Raw genomic sequence first — 21,055 nt, forward strand, 5'->3', positions numbered from 1 at the left:
CTTATGCCGGCCTGCCGTTTTAATAAGCAAAGATGGCTTTTACAGCAATCCCGCATGTGAAAAAAGGACGATATCCCGGGGCCATTCGACTGCTGGATATCGTCCTTTTGAGTACGGCGAAGCCGTTTCCGCTTGTGGCAGCAGAGGATTCAGGAAGAGGGCTTGCTGAGTGTAGCAGAGCTAAGCCGATAAATCTGGTCTTCCAGAACCGTACTTGCCTTGCCCAAAAATTGTGTGATGAGTTCAAGCTCTTCTGCCGTATACGAGGAAGCAAGGTTCAGCATTTCCGAGTGAAGCTTGAGGTAGGTGCTGCTTACCTCTTCCTTATTCTCATACAACGGGACAATAATCACTTTGCGGCGGTCATTGGGATCATTTTGCCTGCGGACATACCCGCTTTTTTCAAGCCGGTCAATTAATGCGGTAACGCTGCCGGTAGTCAGCCCGGTCAGTTTGGACAGTTCCCCGGCCGTAATGGGACCTTTCTCACGCAGGATATCTACGGATAAAAAATCATTATTGTATAACCCGAGGGAAGCGGCCACGTTCTGCTGATAGATTACCGTTCGGGTTCCCAGTCCACGCATGAGTAGGGTGAGTTGTTCCTGCAGTTCCGTAGGTTGATCTTGTTCATGACTTGACATAAGACAACCCTCCTTCTGGAATGTTAATATCTCGATGGGCCAGATATTACAATCTTAAAATATTTGATGGCATGTAATAAATTAATTTTATTTTATCGAAACCATTGATATTTTGCAAAACAAGTTCAAAATAGTGTGGACCACAGTGATTGGAACAACGGTCTGGTCGCGGACCATTCGCACCAAGTGCTCATGTCTATCCTGTTCACCAAACGAGGGGTGTCCCAAGCAGCCATTTCATGGCTAATGGGACGTCTCTTTTTGTTTGGTGAAATTAATCAACTATATCAGTTGAACTGAAGAACTACCTAAATAGATTGAACTTGAGAATTACATTTAGGGATAAGTGACGGAGGGGGATTTTGGAACTGTAGGAGCGATAGCGACCGCCTTTGTCTCCGGATTTCAACCGCAAGTAGCGGTATAAATCAAGAAATCGGGAGAAGGGCAGCGGCCGGAAGTCCAAACATTCTCTGTAGTCACGGCCAATCCCAAAATAGAAGAATTATAAGTTCAATATATTGATGGATTAAAGCTTGACGGTTAATACAATAATGGAATAAAGTATTAAAAGAAACTAAGTATCAAATTAAATAAAGTTTCGAATATATCAAAGGGAGCAATTGAATATGGGACAGATGATCCGAGGATTCGCCGAGCTAAGCCCGGAGCAATACGTCGAAGCAGGAGGTAAGGGAGCGATGCTCTCCAGAATGCTTCAGGCGGGATATCCTGTGCCGGAGGGATTTGTTGTCTTTCCTTCGGCCTTTGAAGGCGATAAATTAAAGGAAGAGGCTTGGACTGAAAGTGCAGCCAGGTTGCGGAAAATCCGCATGTCACATAGAAATGCACGATTTGCAGTCAGATCTTCGGGCTTAAGTGAAGATTCCGCTGAGGCATCATTTGCCGGAGAATTCGAAACGGTGCTGAACGTGGAGACAGACGAACAGATTCGCGAAGCTATGTACACGGTCTATCAATCAAAGGATAGCGAACGGGTTCAAGTTTACAGCTCCATGCAGGACATGGACTCCTCCCATAAGGTTGCCATTGTCGTGCAGCTGATGATTCACTCGGAAATCTCCGGAGTCCTGTTCACCGCCGACCCCATTACAGGCAGCCGCACGGTTCTGCCGGGGAATTATGTCTATGGGCTGGGAGAACAGTTAGTTTCAGGGGAGAGCAACGCTTATTCCTTCACACTGGCAAGGAACCGGGGCAGATATGAAGGCCCGGATGATTTCAAGCGGTATGCAGCCAAGTTATACCGGTACGCATGCCGGCTGGAGAAGGAGCTGGGAGCTCCCCAAGATATCGAGTGGGCGGTCGCAAAGGGGCGGGTCTACCTCCTGCAGACGAGACCGGTTACGACCTTGAACCCGGGAAACCGCAATACCTTCGAGATCAACGACTCGCTGGCCGGTGATTTTCTCTGGACCAATACCAATGTGGGCGAATCCATCTCTGGTGTCTTAACACCTCTGACCTGGTCTATCCTGCGCTCCTTGGATGAAGAGTACAATATTATTCCGGGGCATTATGTAATGTCCGGCAATATTTGCGGAAGGGTGTACACTAATGTTAGTCTTTCGGTATCAATGTTCTCGGCATTTGGACTGAACACCAAGTCGATATGGAAGAAAATGAGCCGGGTGTTTGGAGAGCTTCCTGAAGGCATGGCTCTGCCGGTATATCCATTTACCAAACGGGAGCTCCTCAAGACAGTGCTTCCCAAGATGATGCACAGTATGAAACAAACTCGTAAGACCGTTAGAACCCTTCCGCAGTTCCTGGAAGATTCACCGGAGTGGTGCAGACGGCTGACAACCAGACTCCAAGCCGCAACAACCCGCAAGGAACTGCTGTCGCTCTGGAAGCAGGAGCTGTGGCCGCAGAATGTCACGGCGCTGTGGTCGGCGCTGGAAGCGCCCTCTGCCCAAATGCAGAAGTTTGAGAAGCTGCATAAGCAGCTCAGCGAGGCAGTCGGAGAAGAAAAGGCCAATATGCTGCTGTCCAACGCCGGAGAAGCCGCCCAGCTGGAAAGCCTGGGACCGCTGATCGGAATATCCAGAGTAATAAAGGGAGAAATGAGCCGGAAGGAATACCTTGTGAAGTATGGCCACCGGGGACCGAATGAAATGGAATTATCGTACCCTGACCCGGGAGAAGATGACGCGTGGCTGGACAAGCAGATCGCTGAGTTCCGCAAGGCCCCTATGGACGTGGAGGACATCCTGCAGAGACAGCGGGTCCGGAGCAGAGAAGCCTTGAAGGCGTTCGAACAGCAGTTCCCGGCAAAGGCCAAGCGGATTGCCCGGCGGATAGAGGAAGCCTCGGAGGGCCCGCGCCTGCGGGAAGCCGTACGTTCCGAATGGACCCGAACGATGCGGGTGAACCGCGCATTTGCGCTTAAAGCGGGTGAGCTTGCGGGAATTGGAGAGGATGTCTTTTTTCTTTATCTGGATGAGATTATGGATTGGCTTGCCACAGGCAATCTGACTGCTGTACAATATTTTTCTGCACGTAAGCAAACGTATGCAAGGTATCAGTCATTGCCGCCGCTGCCCTCGATGCTCCGGGGACGTTTCGAACCGTTCAAGTGGGCGAAGGATCCGCACCGGCGGCTGGATTACTACGATGCTTCCCAACCGGTCCCCTTATCTGAACACCCTCATGCCGAAAGGCTGAAGGGTTCTGCCGGTGCCGCAGGTAGGATTGAAGGGCGGGTGCGTGTACTGGCCAAACCGGAAGAGGGAGAGCAGTTTCAAGCCGGTGAAATTTTGGTCGCTTCGACGATCAATGTGGGCTGGACACCGCTGTTTCCGAGAGCTGCGGCCATTATAACCGATATCGGTGCGCCGTTGTCGCACGCGGCTATCGTAGCCAGAGAATTGGGTATCCCTGCTGTTGTTGGCTGCGGCAGCGCGACAGCAAGGTTGAAGACCGGCGACCGTGTTATTGTGGACGGGGGACAGGGAGTAGTAGAACTTATTGTGAACTGACATATGGAAATATGGGAAAATTCATTACAAGTTAATTTTAACAGGACAGGATGTGTGTACTATGCCTACAGGCGGGAAACGAAACATGGGATTGCGTGAACGTAAAAAGGCGAAGTCCATGGCAGAGGTTCAACGGCATGCCCTGCGGCTGTTCCGTGAGCAAGGCTATAAGTCAACCACTGTGGAACAGATTGCCGAAGCTGCTGAAATTTCCTACAGCACTTTTTTTCGCTACTTCTCAAGCAAGGAGGATGTGCTGACCCGTGATAATTATGATCCTCTGCTCGTGTCTGCCTTTGAGGCACAGCCGCCCGAACTTAGTCCGCTCCAGGCGCTCAAAAACGCCATGATGTCCGAGGTGATTGATATGTCTGAAGATGAGCTGGCTACGATGCGCGAACGGAATCAGCTTGTGATTGCGATTCCCGAGCTGTGGTCAGCGATGATGAACAGCATGACGCAAATGATGCAGCTGATTGCGGAGATGGTAGCGGGGCGTGTTGGCCGTCAGCCGAATGATCTCGCAGTTCGCACTTTTGCGGGAGCGGTCATCGGTGTGAACATCTCGGTCATGCTCCATTATGCAGAACACCCGGAAGAGGATTTCGCGGCAGTGCTGGATGAAGCGCTGAGCAAGCTGGAGGACGGACTGCCGTTGTAAGCAACTAATTCTTTTTAGAGGTACTTTCTTTTTATGGAGAAGTAGGGTTTCACCAAGCCTTTCGGTTTGCCGGAGGGCTGTTTATGTTTTCAAATTAGCTATTGACCCGCCGGTTTATTTCTGTACCGTAAACCATTTGGAATGGAGATATGAAGCGCCGTATGCGATGTACAATCTGTCTGACGATCCTGAAGACATTCAGGAACTGCTGGACGGCTCCTATTATGCTGTGATCAGCCCTGAGAATGAACTGGCCGGGTTTTTCTGTTACGGGCGCTACGCGCAGGTTCCCGGTGGAATCCGTGAGGGTTTATACATAGGTGACAGAGCGCTCGATATCGGTCTTGGCTTAAAGCCGGAACTCACCGGACGAGGCAAAGGGCGCGATTTTCTGGAGTCCGGTATGGAATTTGCCCGGCGGATGTACGGTCCTGAGCGATTCAGATTAAGCGTGGCCGCGTTTAATCAGCGGGCCATTGCTTTGTATACCGGTCTTGGCTTTAAGCCGGCAGGGGAGTTCGTAAATAACAATGGAGAACACGAAATGATGTTCTTGTTGCTGGAGATGTAGATTCAATTTGATTGAGTGCTAGTTGTTGCTGCAGGTTAACCTTCTTGTGATTTGTGCTCTTTAAGAGCGGATCACACAGAAGTTTTTTTGCATTTGATTAAGGATCGTAGAGCGGGTTATCGGCGTTTGTTCACAGAAGGGACAATATCTGAGGTGTGCTTAACGCAGTGAATGTATGGATTTCTCGAGAAATATGTCAAGAAACATATGCAATCTGCTGCCGGGATCACGCGGAAAACCTAAACAAAACCTGTTTGGAAACGCTTAATGTAATATGTTTGTCACAAATTATAACATGCACAATGACAATGTGCCTGAGTGCGCGTTTTGAGATTGAACTATATTTAGAATAAAAGTAATATAAATAAATAAATTTGGAATATTGACCAGCAACTGCTGGAAAGCACGCGTTACCTCAACTATTTTATGCAGGCAAAATAGAAGAAGGAGGGGTGTTCAATGCCCAAAGGTATCCCGAATCTGTACATTGAGCCTGATTGTGAGCACAACCGCCAGTTTGCTAAAGGCTGTGCCGCACCGAGCCCTGGCGAGATCACAAAGGGTTGTGTATTTCAAGGCTCCCAGGCTGTTCTGCTTCCTATCTCTGATGCCGCGCACCTGGTACACGGAACATCCGGCTGTCTTCAGAACAGTTGGAGCATGCTGGAAGCCGGTATGCCGGGAGGGCCGCTGTCGAAGTTCGGATTTTCCATGGGGCTTACGGAAATGGATATTATTCTCGGCGGGCAAAAGAAACTGTTTGAAGCTATAAACTATATCGTGGAGCACTATCGTCCTCCCTGTATATTCGTATATGCCACCTGCATTACGATCCTCACCGCCGAAGATTTGGATACGGTGTGCCGCAAAGCCGAGAGTCTATGGAGCATACCTATCATTCCGCTGCATAATTCGGGACTCACGGGGAGCGGTAATATGGGAAACCGCCAGGCGGGCGAAGCGCTGTTCGAAAAAGTCATTGGAACCTGTGATTCAGACCCCAGAAAATTAACCCCTTTTGATATTAATCTCATTGGTGATCATCATTTCTCCAAAGAAGGACATGAAATTGAAGCTATGCTATCCAAAATAGGGATCCGTGTCATCTCGCGCATTGCCGGCGAATGTACGTTCAGCGAGCTGCGCTCGGCCCATCAGGCCAAACTGAATATGCTGGTGTGCAGCCGCTCGATGGTTACCTTGGCCCGGAAAATGCGTGACTCCTTCGGTATTCCTTATTTTGAAGGCTCGTTCTGCGGCTCCCGGGAGATCCGCTTCTCCCTGCGGCAGCTCTCCTTCCACTTTCAGGATGAGGGTCTGGACAAACAGTTGCACCGCTATATGCGCCGGGAAGAGGAACGCCTTAATAAGGAAATCCTCCGCCGCTACAAATCGCTCAAAGGCAAAAAGGTTGTGCTGTTCACCGACGGCATCGAAAGCTGGATCTATATCTCGCTGCTCTATGAGCTGGGGATCAAAATCGCCGCCATTGGCACGAATCAGAATGCACAGGAGGATCTGTCACGGATCAAAGAGAGGATTCATGAGGACACACTACTGGTCGTCCAAAGCGATGAAACCCGGATTCTTAAGCTGTACCGGGAACGGAAGGCCGATCTGATGATCGTGAGCGGACGCAATGCGTTTGTGCCTCTGAAGGAAAGGATTCCTTTTATGAACATCGATGAAGAGCAGCATGGGGGATATGCCGGTTATGATGGAGTTAGAAGATTTGCTCAGGGTCTAATGGATACCCTTGAGCAGCCCATCTGGAAAATAATCCGCCGGCGTTCACCGTGGGAGGTGGAAAGCTATGGACAAGGCTGACAGAGCAGCCTCGAAGCCGCTGTCTGTCAATCCCTTTCAGACCAGCCAATCGGTTGGCGGTGTGCTTGCGCTACAAGGGATCTACCGTGCCGTACCGGTTCTGCATGGTGCGCAGGGCTGCGCGGAATCAGTGAAAACGGTGCTATCCCGCCATTTCCGCGAACCGATTTCGCTGCAGAACATTGCCATCCATGAGCAGAATTTGATTTTTGGGGGTGGGGATGGCATCCGCGAGATGATCCGGCTGGTCATGGAGAGGCATCATCCGGATGTTGTCGCGCTGATAGGCACCTCCCTGACAGAGGTAGTGGGCGAGGATCTACTGGGAACCGCTGAAACTTATTACAGGCAGCATAAGGAGATGTTCAAAGATAAGCTGATGTGCGGGTTGTACCTCCCCGACTATGAGGGCTCTCTGGAATCGGGTTATGCCAAAACGGTGTTTGCCGTGATCCAAAAAGTCATCCGAAGTCGCGGAAGGCTGTCACGGAAGAAGAAGCGGGGCCGAATCAATCTGCTGCCGGGATCTCATCTGACACCGGGGGATGTGATGGAGCTGAAGGAAATGATAGCTTCTTTTGACATCGAGGTTATCGTCCTGCCGGATTTGTCCTCCTCGCTCACCGGGCATTTAATGACAGGGCATACTGCACTCTCCCGGGGAGGCATTCCGTTGGATTATTTACGGGAGATGCTTACGAGCACGTATACGGTTGCGATCGGCAGCTCGATGGAGCCTTGTGCGAGACTGCTGCAGGAGGAACTGCAAATCCCTTATCAGATGTTTCACGGTGTAACCGGCCTGCGGGAAAGTGATGAATTCTTCCTGTTCCTCCGGCAGTTCAGCCAGAGTGAAGGACAGAATAAATACCGCTGGCAGCGGCAGTTCCTGCTCGATTGCTTGCTGGATACCCGTTCGGTCTTTAGAGGGAAACGGATTCTTGCCGCGCTTGAGCCCGATCATCTGGTTGCGCTGTACCAATGTCTCTCGGAACTCGGAATCAAGTCCTTCGGCGCGGTCATCTCCGCCGCTTCACCGGCTGTGGCTGTGATCCCGGAAGCGGTGCAGGTTGGCGATCTGGAGGATCTGGAGCGGATGGCCGCCGGGGGTGCCGACCTGTGGCTGAGCAATTCATACGGAGAGCAGACCGCGCTTAAGAGCGGCATTCCGTACTTTCCGTTGGGCTTCCCTGTCTTTAACCGCTTTGGGTCACCGGCCAACGTTTCGGTTGGTTACCGGGGAACGGCCGATCTGCTGAACCAAATCGCTAATATTATGAATAGCAAGGAGAGGATCAGCTGATGAAGATAGCCTTTGCGTCCAACGAGGGCAGAGCTCTGGATTGTCATTTCGGGCAGTGCACATCATTTTCCATTTTTGATTTCGGGGAGAAGGGATACCGCTTGCTGGAGACAAGGCCGCTTCCGGCCCCGCAGCCGGAGACGGAGGAATGCGATAAATTCCAGCAGAGGGTGGATCTTATTCAGGATTGTACGGTTTTATTAGTAGTGAAGATTGGCGGTGATGCCACTAAAACAGTCTTGAAAGCAGGCATTATCCTCCTGCAGTCCGAACAGGGGAGCGAGATTATCCCGCAGCTTGAACAACTAGGGCGGATGCTGAAGGAGCGTCCGCCCCTGTGGCTGGTCAAAGCTTTGAAACGGGGGCAGGGACTGGGGCGAGCGGATCATCTATTATGATGGCGAAAGTATGCTGGACCCCTTTTTAGTCGGTGACGGCATCTGTGCAATCGAACAGATGGAGTTTCACCGGCGGTTGAGCGAATAGCAGAACACAAAACGGGTGCTGTCCTTTGTCAAGGGCGGCACCCGTTTCTGCTTATGAGGGCACGATCATGAAATGAATCTTTAGGCAAAAGGAATGGCGGCAATCTGGATGCAGTGGGTTGGACAGCTGTCAAAGGCTTCCTGCAATTCTTCGTGCAGATCCTGTTCAATGGCTGTTATGCCCCGATTCTTGTCTCCTTCATAGATCACTCCGGCAATTCCGCTGTAGTCCAGATCGAAAATGTCAGGAGCTGCGGAGTTGCAGGCGCCGCAAGCGATACAGGCCTCCTGGTTGACACTGGCAAATTGACTCATGGTTTTTCTCTCCTCTGTTTTTTGATGAACTCCGTAATAAACCTGAAGATCTGTCAAATAACATATCTCCTAAGGACTACAACATTCCTATACATGTCATTTTACATCCCCTCAATGACCAATCACAACGGTAAAACAGACGAATTAACAGTAGGTTCATCGAATGTGTCATATAAGCTGACTCTAATATTACAAAAGTGTACTTGTCATGAAAATGATTGCGCTTTTACAGATGTGTGTTACGAATTTGTTCGGGATTTATTTTATATATGTCATGTAATATCGGAAAAATAACGGTTACAAATGTCTGTTTGCGAATGAATAATAGATATGCCTGGATTATAGTTCGTCTATGCCGTTGACAGCTTTTTCAATTTTGTTATGATCTAGTCAATTCCAGAGCAACAACAGATTCAGACTAATTCAAAGGGAGTGTGGAGAAATGACGAGAAAGATTGCAATCTACGGTAAGGGCGGAATCGGGAAGTCGACTACACAACAGAATACAGCGGCGGCATTGGCTTATTTCCACGACAAAAAAATATTTATCCACGGCTGTGACCCAAAGGCTGACTCCACCCGGATGATCCTTGGCGGGATGAATCAAAAAACTTTGATGGATATGCTCCGTGATGACGGTGCAGAAAATATCACCACCGAGAAGGTAGTCAAGGAGGGCTATCTGGGTATCCAGTGCGTGGAATCGGGCGGTCCTGAACCGGGAGTCGGCTGTGCCGGCCGCGGCGTTATTACAGCGATTGATCTGATGGAGAACAATGGAGCCTACACTGAAGATTTGGACTTTGTATTTTTTGATGTACTGGGTGACGTAGTATGCGGTGGATTCGCAATGCCGATCCGTGACGGTAAGGCACAAGAGGTGTACATCGTGGCATCTGGCGAGATGATGGCTATATACGCGGCGAACAATATCTGTAAAGGTCTGGTGAAATATGCTAAGCAAAGCGGTGTCCGCCTTGGCGGTGTCATCTGCAACAGCCGGAATGTGGACCGGGAAAGAGAGTTTCTGGAAGAATTCACTGCTTCCATCGGCACGCAGATGATTCACTTTGTACCCCGCGACAATATTGTGCAAAAAGCTGAATTTAACAAAAAAACGGTTGTTGAGTATGATGCGGAGTGCAATCAGGCGCATGAATATGGAGAGCTGGGACGTAAAATCCTCGAAAATGAGAGCTTCGTAATTCCCAAGCCGCTGAGTATGGATGAGCTGGAAGCGATGGTTGTTAAATACGGAATTGGCGACTAAGCGGATGCTTGCGAAGCGAGAGTTATTGCGAAGAAATACAGGAAGTAATGCTCCATAAAACTTAGCATATGCTTTCGAAGCCAGTTTTGTTCGAAGTGACTCAGGAAGTAAATGCTCACAAAACTTTTTAGGAGGAATGATTATGCCGCATCATACATTTAAGTGCAGTGAGTGCATCCCTGAACGGAGACAGCATGCAGTGATCAAAGGTCCCGGTGAGGATTTGACGTCAGCTCTTCCCGAAGGGTATCTCAACACTATTCCCGGAACGATCTCTGAACGGGGCTGTGCCTACTGCGGAGCCAAGCATGTTATCGGCACGCCGATGAAGGATGTTATCCATATAAGTCATGGTCCGGTGGGCTGTACCTATGATACCTGGCAGACCAAACGCTACATCAGCGATAATGACAACTTCCAGATCAAGAACACGTTTGCGACGGATGTAAAAGAAAAGCATATCGTATTCGGAGCGGAAGGGCTGCTCAAGAAAAATATCATTGAAGCGTTCAAGGCTTTTCCTGAAATCAAACGGATGACGATTTACTCTACCTGTGCCACGGCGTTAATCGGTGATGACATCGGCGCGGTTGCCCAGGAAGTCATGGATGAAATGCCTGAAGTTGATATCTTCGTCTGTAATTCTCCCGGGTTCGCGGGTCCAAGCCAATCCGGAGGCCATCATATCATTAATATCGCCTGGATCAAGCAGAAGGTAGGAACGGTGGAACCTGAAATCACCAGCGATTATGTAATCAATTATGTCGGCGAGTACAACATCCAGGGAGACCAGGAGGTTATGGTTGATTATTTCAAAACCATGGGTATTCAGGTGCTGTCCACCTTTACCGGAAACGGCTCCTACGATGATCTGAGAGCGATGCATAGAGCGCACCTCAATGTTCTGGAATGTGCGCGTTCCGCCGAATATATCTGCAACGAGCTGCGGGTGAAATATGGAATACCGCGTCTCGACATTGACGGATTTGGCTTTGAGCCGCTGTCGGCATCACTCCGCAAAGTCGGATTATTCTTCGGCATAGAGGACCGGGCACAGGCGATTATCGATGAGGAAACTGCCAGATGGAAGCCGGAGCTTGACTGGTACAAGGAACGCCTGCAAGGCAAAAAAGTATGTCTCTGGCCGGGCGGGTCCAAGCTCTGGCACTGGGCGAATGTCATTCATGAGGAAATGGGACTTGAGGTTGTCTCCATGTATACGAAATTCGGCCATCAGGGCGACATGGAAAAGGGGATTGCCCGCTGTGATACGGGTGCGCTTGCGATAGATGATCCGAACGAGCTTGAAGGACTGGAAGCTCTGGAGATGCTTAAGCCCGACATCATTTTAACCGGTAAACGTCCGGGCGAAGTGGCCAAGAAAGTACGTGTTCCTTATCTCAATGCGCATGCCTATCATAATGGTCCTTACAAAGGCTATGAAGGCTGGGTCAGATTTGCCCGCGATATTTATAATGCGATCTACTCGCCGATTCATCAGCTGTCCGCCCTGGATATCAGTAAGGATGCGATTCCGACGGATAAAGGCTTTGCTACCCAGCGGATGACCTCTGATGCGAATTTGAGCGAAGAAATCCGGTCTTCTGTAACGTTAAGACAATATACAGGCGGGTATGATTCGGTATCCAAACTGCGGACCAAAACCTATCCGCATCTGCAAAATCAGCTTGCCGGCGTTTAGGTATAGGGAGGAGAGCCCATGGAAGAGTTGATGAAAGAGAGAGTTGCACAGCTGGAAAATTATATTTTGAAGCATTGTTTATGGCAGTTTCATTCCCGCACCTGGGACAGGGAGAAGCAGAACGAGGGCGTTCTTTCAAAGACCATGCAGATTCTGTGCGATGAACCCGTGGACAAAGGAACCCCCGCAGACCGCTGCTATTGGGTAGATGCCGTAGTTCTGGCGGAAGAGTACAAGAAGCGGTTCTCGTGGCTTGCGGCTTTGGACAAAACGGAAATTAAGCTGTTGATGCAAGGGCTGAAGGAACGGATCGATTATGTAACCATTACCGGATCGCTGAACAAAGAGTTGACCGTCAAGCAATATTAATTCGTCGTCAGCTCTACAACAGGTCCAGTCAAGGTGGACGCGCACATGAATAATCGGAGGGGGTAATACTATGACTTGTGAAATCGTTCAAAAGGAACGCGGCGGTGTTATTAATCCGATATTCACTTGCCAGCCTGCAGGCGCGCAGTATGCCAGTATCGGAATCAAGGATTGTATCGGAATCGTTCATGGAGGGCAGGGCTGCGTAATGTTCGTCCGCCTGCTGTTCTCGCAGCATTTCAAGGATAACTTTCTACTCGCCTCGTCTTCCGTGCATGAGGATGGAGCGGTATTCGGCGCATTAAACCGTGTGGAAGAAGCAGTTGATGTCCTGCTTATGCGATACCCGGAGATTAAGGTAGTGCCGATCATCACCACCTGTTCCACGGAAGTCATCGGTGACGATGTGGACGGCGTGATTTTGAAGCTTAATAGCGGGCTTTTGGCGGAGAAGTATGCCGGCCGCGAGGTGCATTTGATACCGGTTCATACGCCGAGCTTTGTGGGCAGCCAGGTGAGCGGGTATGATGTGGCTGTGGAAGCTTTTGTGAAGTATTTTGCCCAAAAGGACCAGCCGAACGGCAAGCTTAATCTGATCACTGGCTGGGTTAATCCCGGAGATGTGACGGCACTCAAGCACCTGCTGGCCGAAATGCAGGTGGATGCGACGGTGCTGTTTGAAATAGAAAGCTTTGATTCTCCGATAATGCCGGATAAAAGCGGAGAATCGCACGGCAATACGACGATTGCCGATCTGGCCGGAACGGCCAACGCACTGGGTACCATTGCGCTCAATAAATACGAAGGCGGTAAAGCCGCCAAGTATCTCCAGAATGAATTTGATATACCGACGGTCATCGGACCTACTCCGATCGGTATCCGCAATACAGATACCTTTTTGCAGAATGTCAAACAATTAACGGGCAAAGCGATTCCGGAATCCTTAGTCCGTGAACGCGGGGTAGCCATCGACGCCCTGGCTGATCTTGTGCACATGTTCCTCGCCGACAAGAAGGTAGCGATCTACGGACATCCCGATCTGGTTATCGGTCTGGCTGAGTTCTGTATTGATCTGGAGATGAAACCCGTCCTTCTGCTGCTGGGTGACGACAACACGACCTATAAGAATGATCCCCGGATAAAGGCGCTGCAGGAAAACGTGGAATTCGATATGGAAATCGTCTTGAACGCCGACCTGATGGAACTTGAAACCCGCATTAAGAACAAGGATGTGGATTTGGACCTGATCCTGGGCCACTCCAAGGGCCGTTTTACCGCCATCGACAACAATATTCCCATGGTGCGTGTCGGGTTCCCAACCTATGACCGCGCGGGATTGTACCGTCATCCGACTGTTGGATATGCAGGTGCGATCCGGCTGGCTGAAGAAATCGCCAACACTTTGTTCACTGATATGGAGTACAAGAAGAACAAGGAATGGATTTTGAGTGTGTGGTAGGACCTGCGTTACCCAGGACTATATACGGGAAGGGTGAATCGTTATGCTGGTAACGGAAACGGATGTAGAGGCATTTGAAGAAAATTATCGGGATGCCATGGGATATCATCGCCGTGCGGAGCAGTTTTTGCATCAAAAACAGCGGCTAAGCCTGGTATTCAATGTTGGCTCTGTTGCGCTGGAACGGTACCTTGTCGCCTTATGCCACCTATATGGGATCATGCCCTTGAATCACAATTATATCTGTCTCATGAATGCAGTGGAATCTGTCATTGATGTTCCCAAAGAGCTGAATAAGGAGATCCGGTCGCTGGATTTTATTTTCGGTATCTGTTCGCTGGATGATTATTTTCATGGCACACCGAAGCCGGAGGATTCAACCCGTGTGCTGACCATGTGTGAAAAGGTGCGGCAGCTCTTTGATCCGGGCAGGATATCCTTGGCGAGAGCAGCTGGTGCCGTTGGCTGAGATGCGAATCCATTATCTGCAGCATGTAGCTATGGAGGACCCGGGCAGTATTCTGGCCTGGGCTAGTGAGCAGGGATGCAGTCTTACGCATACGTTGTTCCACGAGTCGGGTGCGCTACCGGCTGTGGACAGCTTTGATTGGCTGCTGATCCTGGGCGGCCCCATGAATATTTATGAAGAGGAGCGCTTTCCGTGGCTGGCTGAAGAAAAGCTGTTCATCCGTTCTGCCATTGCTGCCGGAAAGATAGTGATCGGTCTTTGTCTCGGAGCCCAGCTTATTGCGGATGTGATCGGCGGACAGGTAACGGCAAACCGTGAGCCTGAAATCGGCTGGCTGCCGGTACGCTGGAGTGCCAAAGCCCGGGAACACCCGCTCTTCTCTTTTTTTTCTGAAACCTCTATTGTGTTTGAATGGCATTATGACACCTTCAGCTCTTTGCCGCCCGAGGCGGAGGTTCTTGCCGGAAGCGATGCGTGCGCTCATCAACTCTTTATGTACAACGAACGGGTTTTCGGATTCCAATTCCATCTGGAGACTACACGAGCGATGCTGGAGCAGTTGATTGCGGAATACAGGAGTGAGCTGCAGCCTGCTGCCTATGTGCAGTCTGCGGGGGGAATGCTCGCTCATCCGGAATATATCGTGCTGAACAACACCTGGATGGCGGAGTTTTTGAACCGGCTCAGCGAACAGGAAAGGAGGAGCAGGTCCTGATGGAGCATATCAGCTATAAGCAAAGGGACTGCCGCGACCAGGATAAAATCGTGGATTTCCTGACTGTCGCAAGAATTGGCATTGTAGGAATCGGCGGGGATGCTTATCCCTATGCCGTGCCGGTCAATTATGTATGGCATCAAGGCTCTGTATATTTCCACGGCATGGGTTCGGGCAAAAAAGTGCGTCTGCTCGCGGAGCATCCGGCAGTAAGTTTCACCGTGTACCGGGAAGACAGCACGTTGACTGATCCGGTCCCCTGCAAGGCAGATACCGCATATTTCAGTGTGATGCTGTTTGGTGAAGCAGCCAAGGTTACCGATATGAGTGAGGCAGCTGGAGTCCTTCAGAAGATTCTGGAGAAGTATACACCGGGCTTCTATAAGCAGGAAATGTCGGAACGTATGGTAGCGAAATACAGGTCCTCCATGGATGGGAACGGAGTAGCCGTCTACCGGCTGACTCCGGTTCATCTGACGGCCAAGGAAAATGCGGCTGTCTGAGTAAACGTTCCGGCAGTATACAGCATAAGTCCGGAGCTTCACTTTAGCAGGAGTGCCCTGCACTCAATCACATATGGATGGCGGAATTCCTGACGCGTACATGCCAGAGTCTCCTGTTAAAGGGGGCTCTTTATCTTTCCGGGTTCGGGTTAACCGATACTCCGTAAATTTGCACTAGGGCAAAAAATATGTTCTAATTTTAAGTATATTCTAAACCCCAGCTTTTTTGTTGCATATACATGTAGTATCCTGAAACGAACATAAGTGGTCCGGCCAATTTACAGAGGAGGCGATGGTATGTTTAAGAAATTGCTGAAAAAAGTGATTCATTCCGTTGAGCATTCCCAGCATAAACACTCCAGCAGCAAACGGGGAAGGCAAGGATATGGCCGTCATTCCAGCTCCGATAAGAAAATACAGTATTCCCGTCATTCCAGCAGTGACAGACCAAGATCCCGGGGAGGCTCTTCTTCGGACTACCGTCATGGCAGCGGTCATAAAGGGCATAAATATTATAAGAATAGATACGGCAGCCATTCGAGCTGAGCGGTTAAGACTTCAGCCCGGGGAGGCTTGCCGATAGTTCGGAGACAAACTCGGAGGTGCTCTGATAAGGTACACCTTCACCGAGCAGCCTGATGAGAATAAGCTCCAGCTGTGGTGAGAGCTCAAGCTCCTCCATCCAGTTGCCTTCAGCTGCACCGGATGTGGGGTTGAAACGGGAGTAGAGCATGAACAGCATCAGATGTCCGATATCAAATAGATCACCTTGTATGGTTGCAGGCTTCGATGGCGTTACGCTGTTGAAGCCTGTTTGTGTTTGCTGCCGGGCTGCTGTGTCATTGCCGCCGATCGGCGCAGCTAATCCGAAGTCGATCAGATAGAGGTCTTCACCCCGCATAATCACATTTGGAATACGGATATCCAGATGAACAAAACCCTTTGAGTGAACATATTGAACACGTTCCATAAGCTCCAGTGTCCACTTCACCGTGTCCTGTTCTCCGAAAGTCCGGCTGTCTGCAAAGATCAGATCCTCTAACGTTTTGCCTTCCACATAATCTGTCACCAGCCAATAGGAGCGGTTCTCGCTGAAATAATCGCGGCAGGCCGGGATGAAGGGATGCTCCAGCTGTGAAATGACCTCCCGTTCCCAGGCCAGCATCTTTTGCCCGATTCCTTTCTTGCTCGGCTTGGCCTGCTTCACAGCTACAATCTGCTGCTCCTGTTCGTCCCTACACCGGTAGGTAATTCCGTAGCTGCCAACGCCAATCTGCGCTATAATTCTGTACCGCTTACCGATAGAACTGCCTTTCTCCAGCGGATAGTCCGCCCATGCCTGCAGGAAGCTTTTTAGATATTTAAACACGTTGATGTTACCTCGTCTTCTTCATTTCTCATGATTAATAAATTATATCATTGGCCTTGGGGCATCTGCCATTGCCGCAGCTGAACTGTTGACGGATTGGAAGACAACTGACTATAATTATTTATATAATAGCTAACTAATTAATATAATTATTAACGAAGAGGAAAGTGGTGAACAAATGAAGACAGAAGGAACATTAACAGTCCATACGGGGCGGCGCGGGGCGGAACTCAGCGATCTGTTCGGCATCTTCTTCGAGGATCTCAACCATGCAGCGGACGGCGGATTGTATGCCGAACTGGTCCAGAACCGGTCCTTTGAATTCGATCCCATAGACAAGGCTGACTACCATGCACTGACTGCCTGGGAACCTGTGATACGCGGTGACGGGCAAGCTGTAATTACTGTGGAAGACAAAGAACCTTTAAATCCCCGGAATCTCCATTATGCTGTCATCGACATTGTGTCGGAGGGCGGCGGAGTCGGCATCATGAATCTGGGCTTTAACAGCGGCATCCCGGTAAAAGAAGGCGATAATTATAAATTCTCCATGTACGCACGCCGCGATAACAGCTGGGATACACCACTGACTGTAACGATAGAAGCAGTGGACGGCACCGTTTATGGTGCTGCGAAAATCACTGTGAACAGCAGTGAGTGGACCCGGTACGAGGCCGTAATACAAGCTAATAGTACAGACAACAGCAGCCGGCTTGTAATCCTTGCAGGGGGAAGCGGAAAGGTATGTCTGGACATGGTGTCCCTGTTCCCGGAGAAGACCTTCCTGAATCGGCCCGGCGGCCTGCGCGAGGATCTCTCAATGCTGCTTGCGGACATGAAGCCAAAGTTTATGCGTTTTCCGGGAGGCTGTCTGATCCATGACGGGTCGCTTAACCCGGATGACAGAAACTCGATGTACAGATGGAAGAATACCATCGGGGATATAGCCCAAAGACCGCCCAGACGGAACAACTGGAGTTATAATCAGACGCTTGGATTAGGGTATTTGGAGTATTTTCAATTCTGCGAGGATATTGGCGCGAAGCCGATTCCCGTTCTGCCCGGCGGATACGACCCGCATCATAAACGGATTGTGCCACTGGATGAATTGCAGCCGTGGATTGATGATGCGCTTGATTTAATAGAGTTCGCGAACGGCGATTCCTCAACGGAATGGGGCGGCATCCGTGCCGGCCTTGGCCATACGGAGCCCTTTGGCCTGGAGTATATCGGCATTGGGAACGAAGAGGTAGGCGAGCCGTTTTTCGAACGGTATCCCTTTTTCCATGAGGCCATCAAGGCCAAGTATCCGGAAATTAAGGTGATTAATTCGAGCGGCCCTTTCTCAGCGGGCAAGGAATATGAACGGGGCTGGGCATCAGCCAGAGCAAACGGCTCCGATCTGGTAGACGAGCATTATTATGCGGCACCGGAGTGGTTCCTGGCCAATCATCACCGGTATGATGAATTTAAAGCCGGTGAGCCGAAGGTATTCCTCGGTGAATATGCCTCATGGGGCAACACTTATTATAATGCGCTGGTCGAAGCTGCGTTCATGACCGGGCTCCAGAACAACGCCCACGCGGTCGGACTGGCCTGTTATGCCCCCATGCTCTGCAATGTGGATTATGTGAATTGGAAGCCGGATATGATATGGTTCAACAATCATCAAGCCTACGGGACGGCCAATTATTACGTGCAGAAATTATTCATGAACCACCAGGGAGATCAGCTGCTGGAGATGAGAAGCTGCGGATTTGCACCTGCTCAAGCACAGGAGGATCAACCGATAACCGGAGCCATCACACTGGCGGTGGACGCTTCCGCTGCCCGTTTCTCCGAGATCACACTTGTTAACAATCTGACCGGAGAAGTGAAGGCTTACGCGGACCTGTCCGGCGAAGTTGCGGATCTGCCGGATCCGGCATTAAATGGAGCAGCCAAGCGGACGCTGGAGCTGGGTCCTACGCATTGGACGAATTACACGCTGAGTCTGAAAGCGGTACGCACCGGAGGGGCAAAGGGGTTTGTGCTCTATTTTGGCAAAGCAGATGAACAAAACCATTTATTCTGGGAAATCGGCGGCTGGCAGAATCAGGATTCCATAGTTGCTTCCATTGCACAAGGCAGAAATTCCGTCTTAACCCATACCCTGTTCACCGTCGAAAGTGATGTGGAATACTATCTTACGCTGGAGGTCTCGGGAAGGCAGATCCGCACTTATATTGACGGAGAGCTGATTAATGAGGCGGAAGATAAACTGCCTGTAATAGAACCGCTCTATTACACAGCAAGTGTAGAGCATTCGACCGGGGATATGATTCTCAAAACTGTTAATATGCAGGAAGTGAGCGTTACTGCTGAGATTGTTTTGGAAGGATTGGCTGATAAGAGACTGAGTATAGAAGTGTACGAAATGTCGGGACATCAGCCGGAGGACGAAAACAGCTTCGAGCAGCCCATGCTTGTCTCCCCGAAACAGAAGGCCTTGCAGACAGAGGGCAGCAGCTTTGCTTATGAGTTTCCGAAGCAGTCGGTGACAGTGATGAGACTCCGATAACCAACCTTGTATAGCTGAGAATAGACCATAAGCGCTTGGCTTCCCGGGAAGCAGGCGCTTTTTGCTGTTTTATCCGCTCTTTTGCGCTGGTGTTAGGGGACGGGCCCTGCGGATTTCATCCGAAACTGGCTTGGGGTAAGCTTGACGAACTTCTTAAACTGCCGCATAAAATGCACGCTATTCTCATAACCACAAGCGGAAGCAATATGGCTTACCGGGTAGGAAGTGTTCTCCAGCAAATACGAAGCGTACCCGAGCCTGTTGTGAATGACGTCAACCATGACCGGAATTCCGAAGATCTGCTTGTACATATGCTGGAAATGCGACCGGCTGAGCCGCAGCTTCTCTGCAAGCTGATCCACGGTAAACCATATCCAGGGCCCGGATCAGCGTGTCAAACGGAAGATTCAGCTGACTGAAGAAATCCTCGGCGTCCTCCATCTCAAAGTGGAACCAATCATGGATCATCGGACATCCGGCCCCCCGGTAGAACTGAAGGCTGCTTTTCTTGTAGATAATGTAGGTGTTTTTGTCGGCGATGATCCTTTGGCCTTGTAGCTGTATCTCCATGGTGCTGCGGAACATTAAAAACAGATAATCCCCCGAGCCATGGGGACGGTCTATCGTAAACCCTTCGGGATGGATGACTTTAAGGGTCAAGTGATAAATATATGTGAGATTAACAGATAATAAGTTAGTAACGGAGATGAAAGTATGAGAGTGTTCATCCGGGATTCTGAATGGACGCATTCAGTTATTCGTAATCAGATGTCAGAACATTCAGAGAGAAATTGTGTCGAGTGTCAGTAAAATATATAATGAAAGAGTAAACGCAGCTAAGAACAGAGACGGCAGTGGCGAAGCAAGGCGGGCATCATACATACCAAAGGAGAAATTTAATGTGAATGAGAAGCTGAAGAAGGCATATGAACGAGTGGGATTGTCTGAAAACGTATCCAGAGAAGAGATAAATAAACGGTTTGATCTGCTGCTTAAACGGCGGCGTTCCAAAGCTTCCGATGATGAAAGGTCAGCGCCGGAGGAGGATTTTCAGGCCTTCAAGTTTATTCTGGATAGTCTGGACGAGCAGGAGATTCAGGAAGCCGAACAGCAGAGACTGGCGAAATACGGCAAGCTTTCCGGTTTTGCGAGTAAATGGGAACGGTTTATGCGCCTGTACAAGACACATGTAATTGTATCCATTATTATCGTTATTGTACTGGCTGTAGGCGGGAACGCGCTTTATAACAATTGGCAGCATAAGAAATATCTCGCCTCTCTGCCTCCGGTTGATGCGGAAATCATGTTCCTGGGCAATTTTGGGGTTCAGGACCCGGATGGTAAGACGGATGCTCTGGAAAAGGCAGTTATCGCCCAATACCCTGATTGGAAGCGGGTAGAGGCCAGCATCGTTTATCTCCCGCAAACAGGACCCGGTTCGGATACGTTTGATATGAACTATATGCAGAAGGCCGTTGTAGAACTGGCGGCGAATCAGCCGGATGTTCTCATTCTGGATGAAGCAACCCTGGAATGGATCGGCGGGCAGGATGGCTTCGGGAATCTGGAGGCTATCGTAGCAGACGGTGTAATTGCCAAAGACGATTCCCGCCTGAAATGGGGGAAAAATGAAGAAAGCGGACAGGAGGAGCTGTACGGTGTAGACATTACAGATTCACCGTTTGTTTCCGCGCTTCCAATCAACCACAATTCCAAAAACATCATCATTGGGGTCCTTGGTGAAGATGAAAACAAGGACAAGCTCATTTCGTTCATCGAGAAGATCGCCGGGAAGTCAGCCGCTCAAAAATAAGCCTTGAGGTTCTCTGAA

Annotated in this window: 20 protein-coding genes; 16 read left to right on the forward strand and 4 right to left on the reverse strand. The window is 50.0% G+C overall.

The genetic code is table 11. The annotated features are described in order from the left end of the window. Positions 1-149: 149 nt before the first annotated feature. Positions 150-644 (reverse strand): MarR family winged helix-turn-helix transcriptional regulator, encoded by a 495-nt coding sequence (locus tag H70357_RS13245; RefSeq protein WP_038589990.1) that lies wholly within the window; start codon positions 642-644, stop codon positions 150-152. Between the two features lie 629 nt (positions 645-1,273). On the opposite strand from H70357_RS13245, the gene H70357_RS13250 reads away from it, so the two are divergent. The 6 genes from H70357_RS13250 (at position 1,274) to H70357_RS13275 (ending at position 8,406) form a co-directional block, all read left to right on the forward strand. Then, positions 1,274-3,646 (forward strand): PEP/pyruvate-binding domain-containing protein, encoded by a 2,373-nt coding sequence (locus tag H70357_RS13250; RefSeq protein ID WP_038589993.1) that lies wholly within the window; start codon positions 1,274-1,276, stop codon positions 3,644-3,646. Positions 3,647-3,731: 85 nt separating this feature from the next. Then, entirely contained in the window at positions 3,732-4,307 is a 576-nt protein-coding gene (locus tag H70357_RS13255) for an acyl-CoA-like ligand-binding transcription factor (protein WP_081966167.1), read from the forward strand. A gap of 136 nt (positions 4,308-4,443) precedes the next feature. After that, positions 4,444-4,878, forward strand: a complete 435-nt coding sequence (locus H70357_RS13260; protein WP_331281761.1) for a GNAT family N-acetyltransferase — start codon at positions 4,444-4,446, stop codon at positions 4,876-4,878. A gap of 459 nt (positions 4,879-5,337) precedes the next feature. Beyond that, positions 5,338-6,705 (forward strand): nitrogenase component 1, encoded by a 1,368-nt coding sequence (locus H70357_RS13265; protein WP_038590002.1) that lies wholly within the window; start codon positions 5,338-5,340, stop codon positions 6,703-6,705. Further along, the gene (gene nifN / locus H70357_RS13270; RefSeq protein WP_038590005.1) at positions 6,692-8,008 is read left to right on the forward strand and encodes a nitrogenase iron-molybdenum cofactor biosynthesis protein NifN; all 1,317 of its coding nucleotides are present in this window, start codon (positions 6,692-6,694) and stop codon (positions 8,006-8,008) included. The genes H70357_RS13265 and nifN overlap by 14 nt, the downstream gene beginning before the upstream one ends. Next, positions 8,008-8,406, forward strand: a complete 399-nt coding sequence (locus H70357_RS13275) for a NifB/NifX family molybdenum-iron cluster-binding protein (protein ID WP_052092004.1) — start codon at positions 8,008-8,010, stop codon at positions 8,404-8,406. The genes nifN and H70357_RS13275 overlap by 1 nt, the downstream gene beginning before the upstream one ends. Positions 8,407-8,574: 168 nt before the next feature. Here H70357_RS13275 and H70357_RS13280 read toward each other — a convergent pair whose 3' ends face one another. Then, positions 8,575-8,808 (reverse strand): ferredoxin, encoded by a 234-nt coding sequence (locus H70357_RS13280; protein ID WP_038599442.1) that lies wholly within the window; start codon positions 8,806-8,808, stop codon positions 8,575-8,577. Positions 8,809-9,250: 442 nt separating this feature from the next. Between H70357_RS13280 and nifH the strand changes: the two genes are divergently transcribed. The 8 genes from nifH to H70357_RS13320 all read left to right on the forward strand — a co-directional run bounded on the left by nifH (position 9,251) and on the right by H70357_RS13320 (position 15,841). Next, complete coding sequence (nifH, locus tag H70357_RS13285; RefSeq protein WP_038590008.1) at positions 9,251-10,078, forward strand: nitrogenase iron protein; 828 nt, start codon at positions 9,251-9,253, stop codon at positions 10,076-10,078. Between the two features lie 142 nt (positions 10,079-10,220). Beyond that, on the forward strand, positions 10,221-11,780 hold the full coding sequence (gene anfD, locus H70357_RS13290; RefSeq protein ID WP_038590013.1) for a nitrogenase iron-iron protein, alpha chain: 1,560 nt from the start codon (positions 10,221-10,223) through the stop codon (positions 11,778-11,780). A gap of 18 nt (positions 11,781-11,798) precedes the next feature. Continuing rightward, a complete protein-coding gene (anfG, locus tag H70357_RS13295) occupies positions 11,799-12,149 on the forward strand; it encodes a Fe-only nitrogenase subunit delta (protein ID WP_038590016.1) in 351 nt (116 codons plus the stop codon). Between the two features lie 70 nt (positions 12,150-12,219). Then, positions 12,220-13,608 carry a Fe-only nitrogenase subunit beta gene (anfK, locus tag H70357_RS13300; protein WP_038590019.1) on the forward strand — a complete coding sequence of 463 codons (1,389 nt, stop codon included), beginning with the start codon at positions 12,220-12,222 and terminating at the stop codon, positions 13,606-13,608. A gap of 43 nt (positions 13,609-13,651) precedes the next feature. Beyond that, positions 13,652-14,077, forward strand: a complete 426-nt coding sequence (locus H70357_RS13305; RefSeq protein WP_038590022.1) for a hypothetical protein — start codon at positions 13,652-13,654, stop codon at positions 14,075-14,077. A 1-nt stretch (position 14,078) separates the two neighbouring features. After that, a complete protein-coding gene (locus H70357_RS13310) occupies positions 14,079-14,792 on the forward strand; it encodes a type 1 glutamine amidotransferase (protein WP_038599445.1) in 714 nt (237 codons plus the stop codon). Continuing rightward, a complete protein-coding gene (locus tag H70357_RS13315) occupies positions 14,792-15,295 on the forward strand; it encodes a pyridoxamine 5'-phosphate oxidase family protein (RefSeq protein ID WP_038590025.1) in 504 nt (167 codons plus the stop codon). The genes H70357_RS13310 and H70357_RS13315 overlap by 1 nt, the downstream gene beginning before the upstream one ends. Positions 15,296-15,592: 297 nt before the next feature. Continuing rightward, positions 15,593-15,841 carry a hypothetical protein gene (locus tag H70357_RS13320; RefSeq protein ID WP_038590027.1) on the forward strand — a complete coding sequence of 83 codons (249 nt, stop codon included), beginning with the start codon at positions 15,593-15,595 and terminating at the stop codon, positions 15,839-15,841. Between the two features lie 4 nt (positions 15,842-15,845). On the opposite strand, the gene H70357_RS13325 is transcribed toward H70357_RS13320, so the two are convergent. After that, on the reverse strand, positions 15,846-16,664 hold the full coding sequence (locus H70357_RS13325; RefSeq protein WP_038590030.1) for a serine/threonine protein kinase: 819 nt from the start codon (positions 16,662-16,664) through the stop codon (positions 15,846-15,848). 178 nt (positions 16,665-16,842) lie between these two features. On the opposite strand from H70357_RS13325, the gene H70357_RS13330 reads away from it, so the two are divergent. After that, the gene (locus H70357_RS13330; protein WP_038590033.1) at positions 16,843-19,224 is read left to right on the forward strand and encodes an alpha-L-arabinofuranosidase C-terminal domain-containing protein; all 2,382 of its coding nucleotides are present in this window, start codon (positions 16,843-16,845) and stop codon (positions 19,222-19,224) included. A 92-nt stretch (positions 19,225-19,316) separates the two neighbouring features. On the opposite strand, the gene H70357_RS36635 is transcribed toward H70357_RS13330, so the two are convergent. Beyond that, positions 19,317-19,586 (reverse strand): helix-turn-helix domain-containing protein, encoded by a 270-nt coding sequence (locus tag H70357_RS36635; protein ID WP_231578426.1) that lies wholly within the window; start codon positions 19,584-19,586, stop codon positions 19,317-19,319. A 539-nt stretch (positions 19,587-20,125) separates the two neighbouring features. Between H70357_RS36635 and H70357_RS13340 the strand changes: the two genes are divergently transcribed. Then, positions 20,126-21,037: a hypothetical protein gene (locus H70357_RS13340; protein WP_038590037.1), complete on the forward strand. Its 912-nt coding sequence runs from the start codon at positions 20,126-20,128 to the stop codon at positions 21,035-21,037. Positions 21,038-21,055: the final 18 nt, after the last annotated feature.

The sequence above is a fragment of the Paenibacillus sp. FSL H7-0357 genome (assembly GCF_000758525.1).
Lineage (GTDB): Bacteria > Bacillota > Bacilli > Paenibacillales > Paenibacillaceae > Paenibacillus_AQ.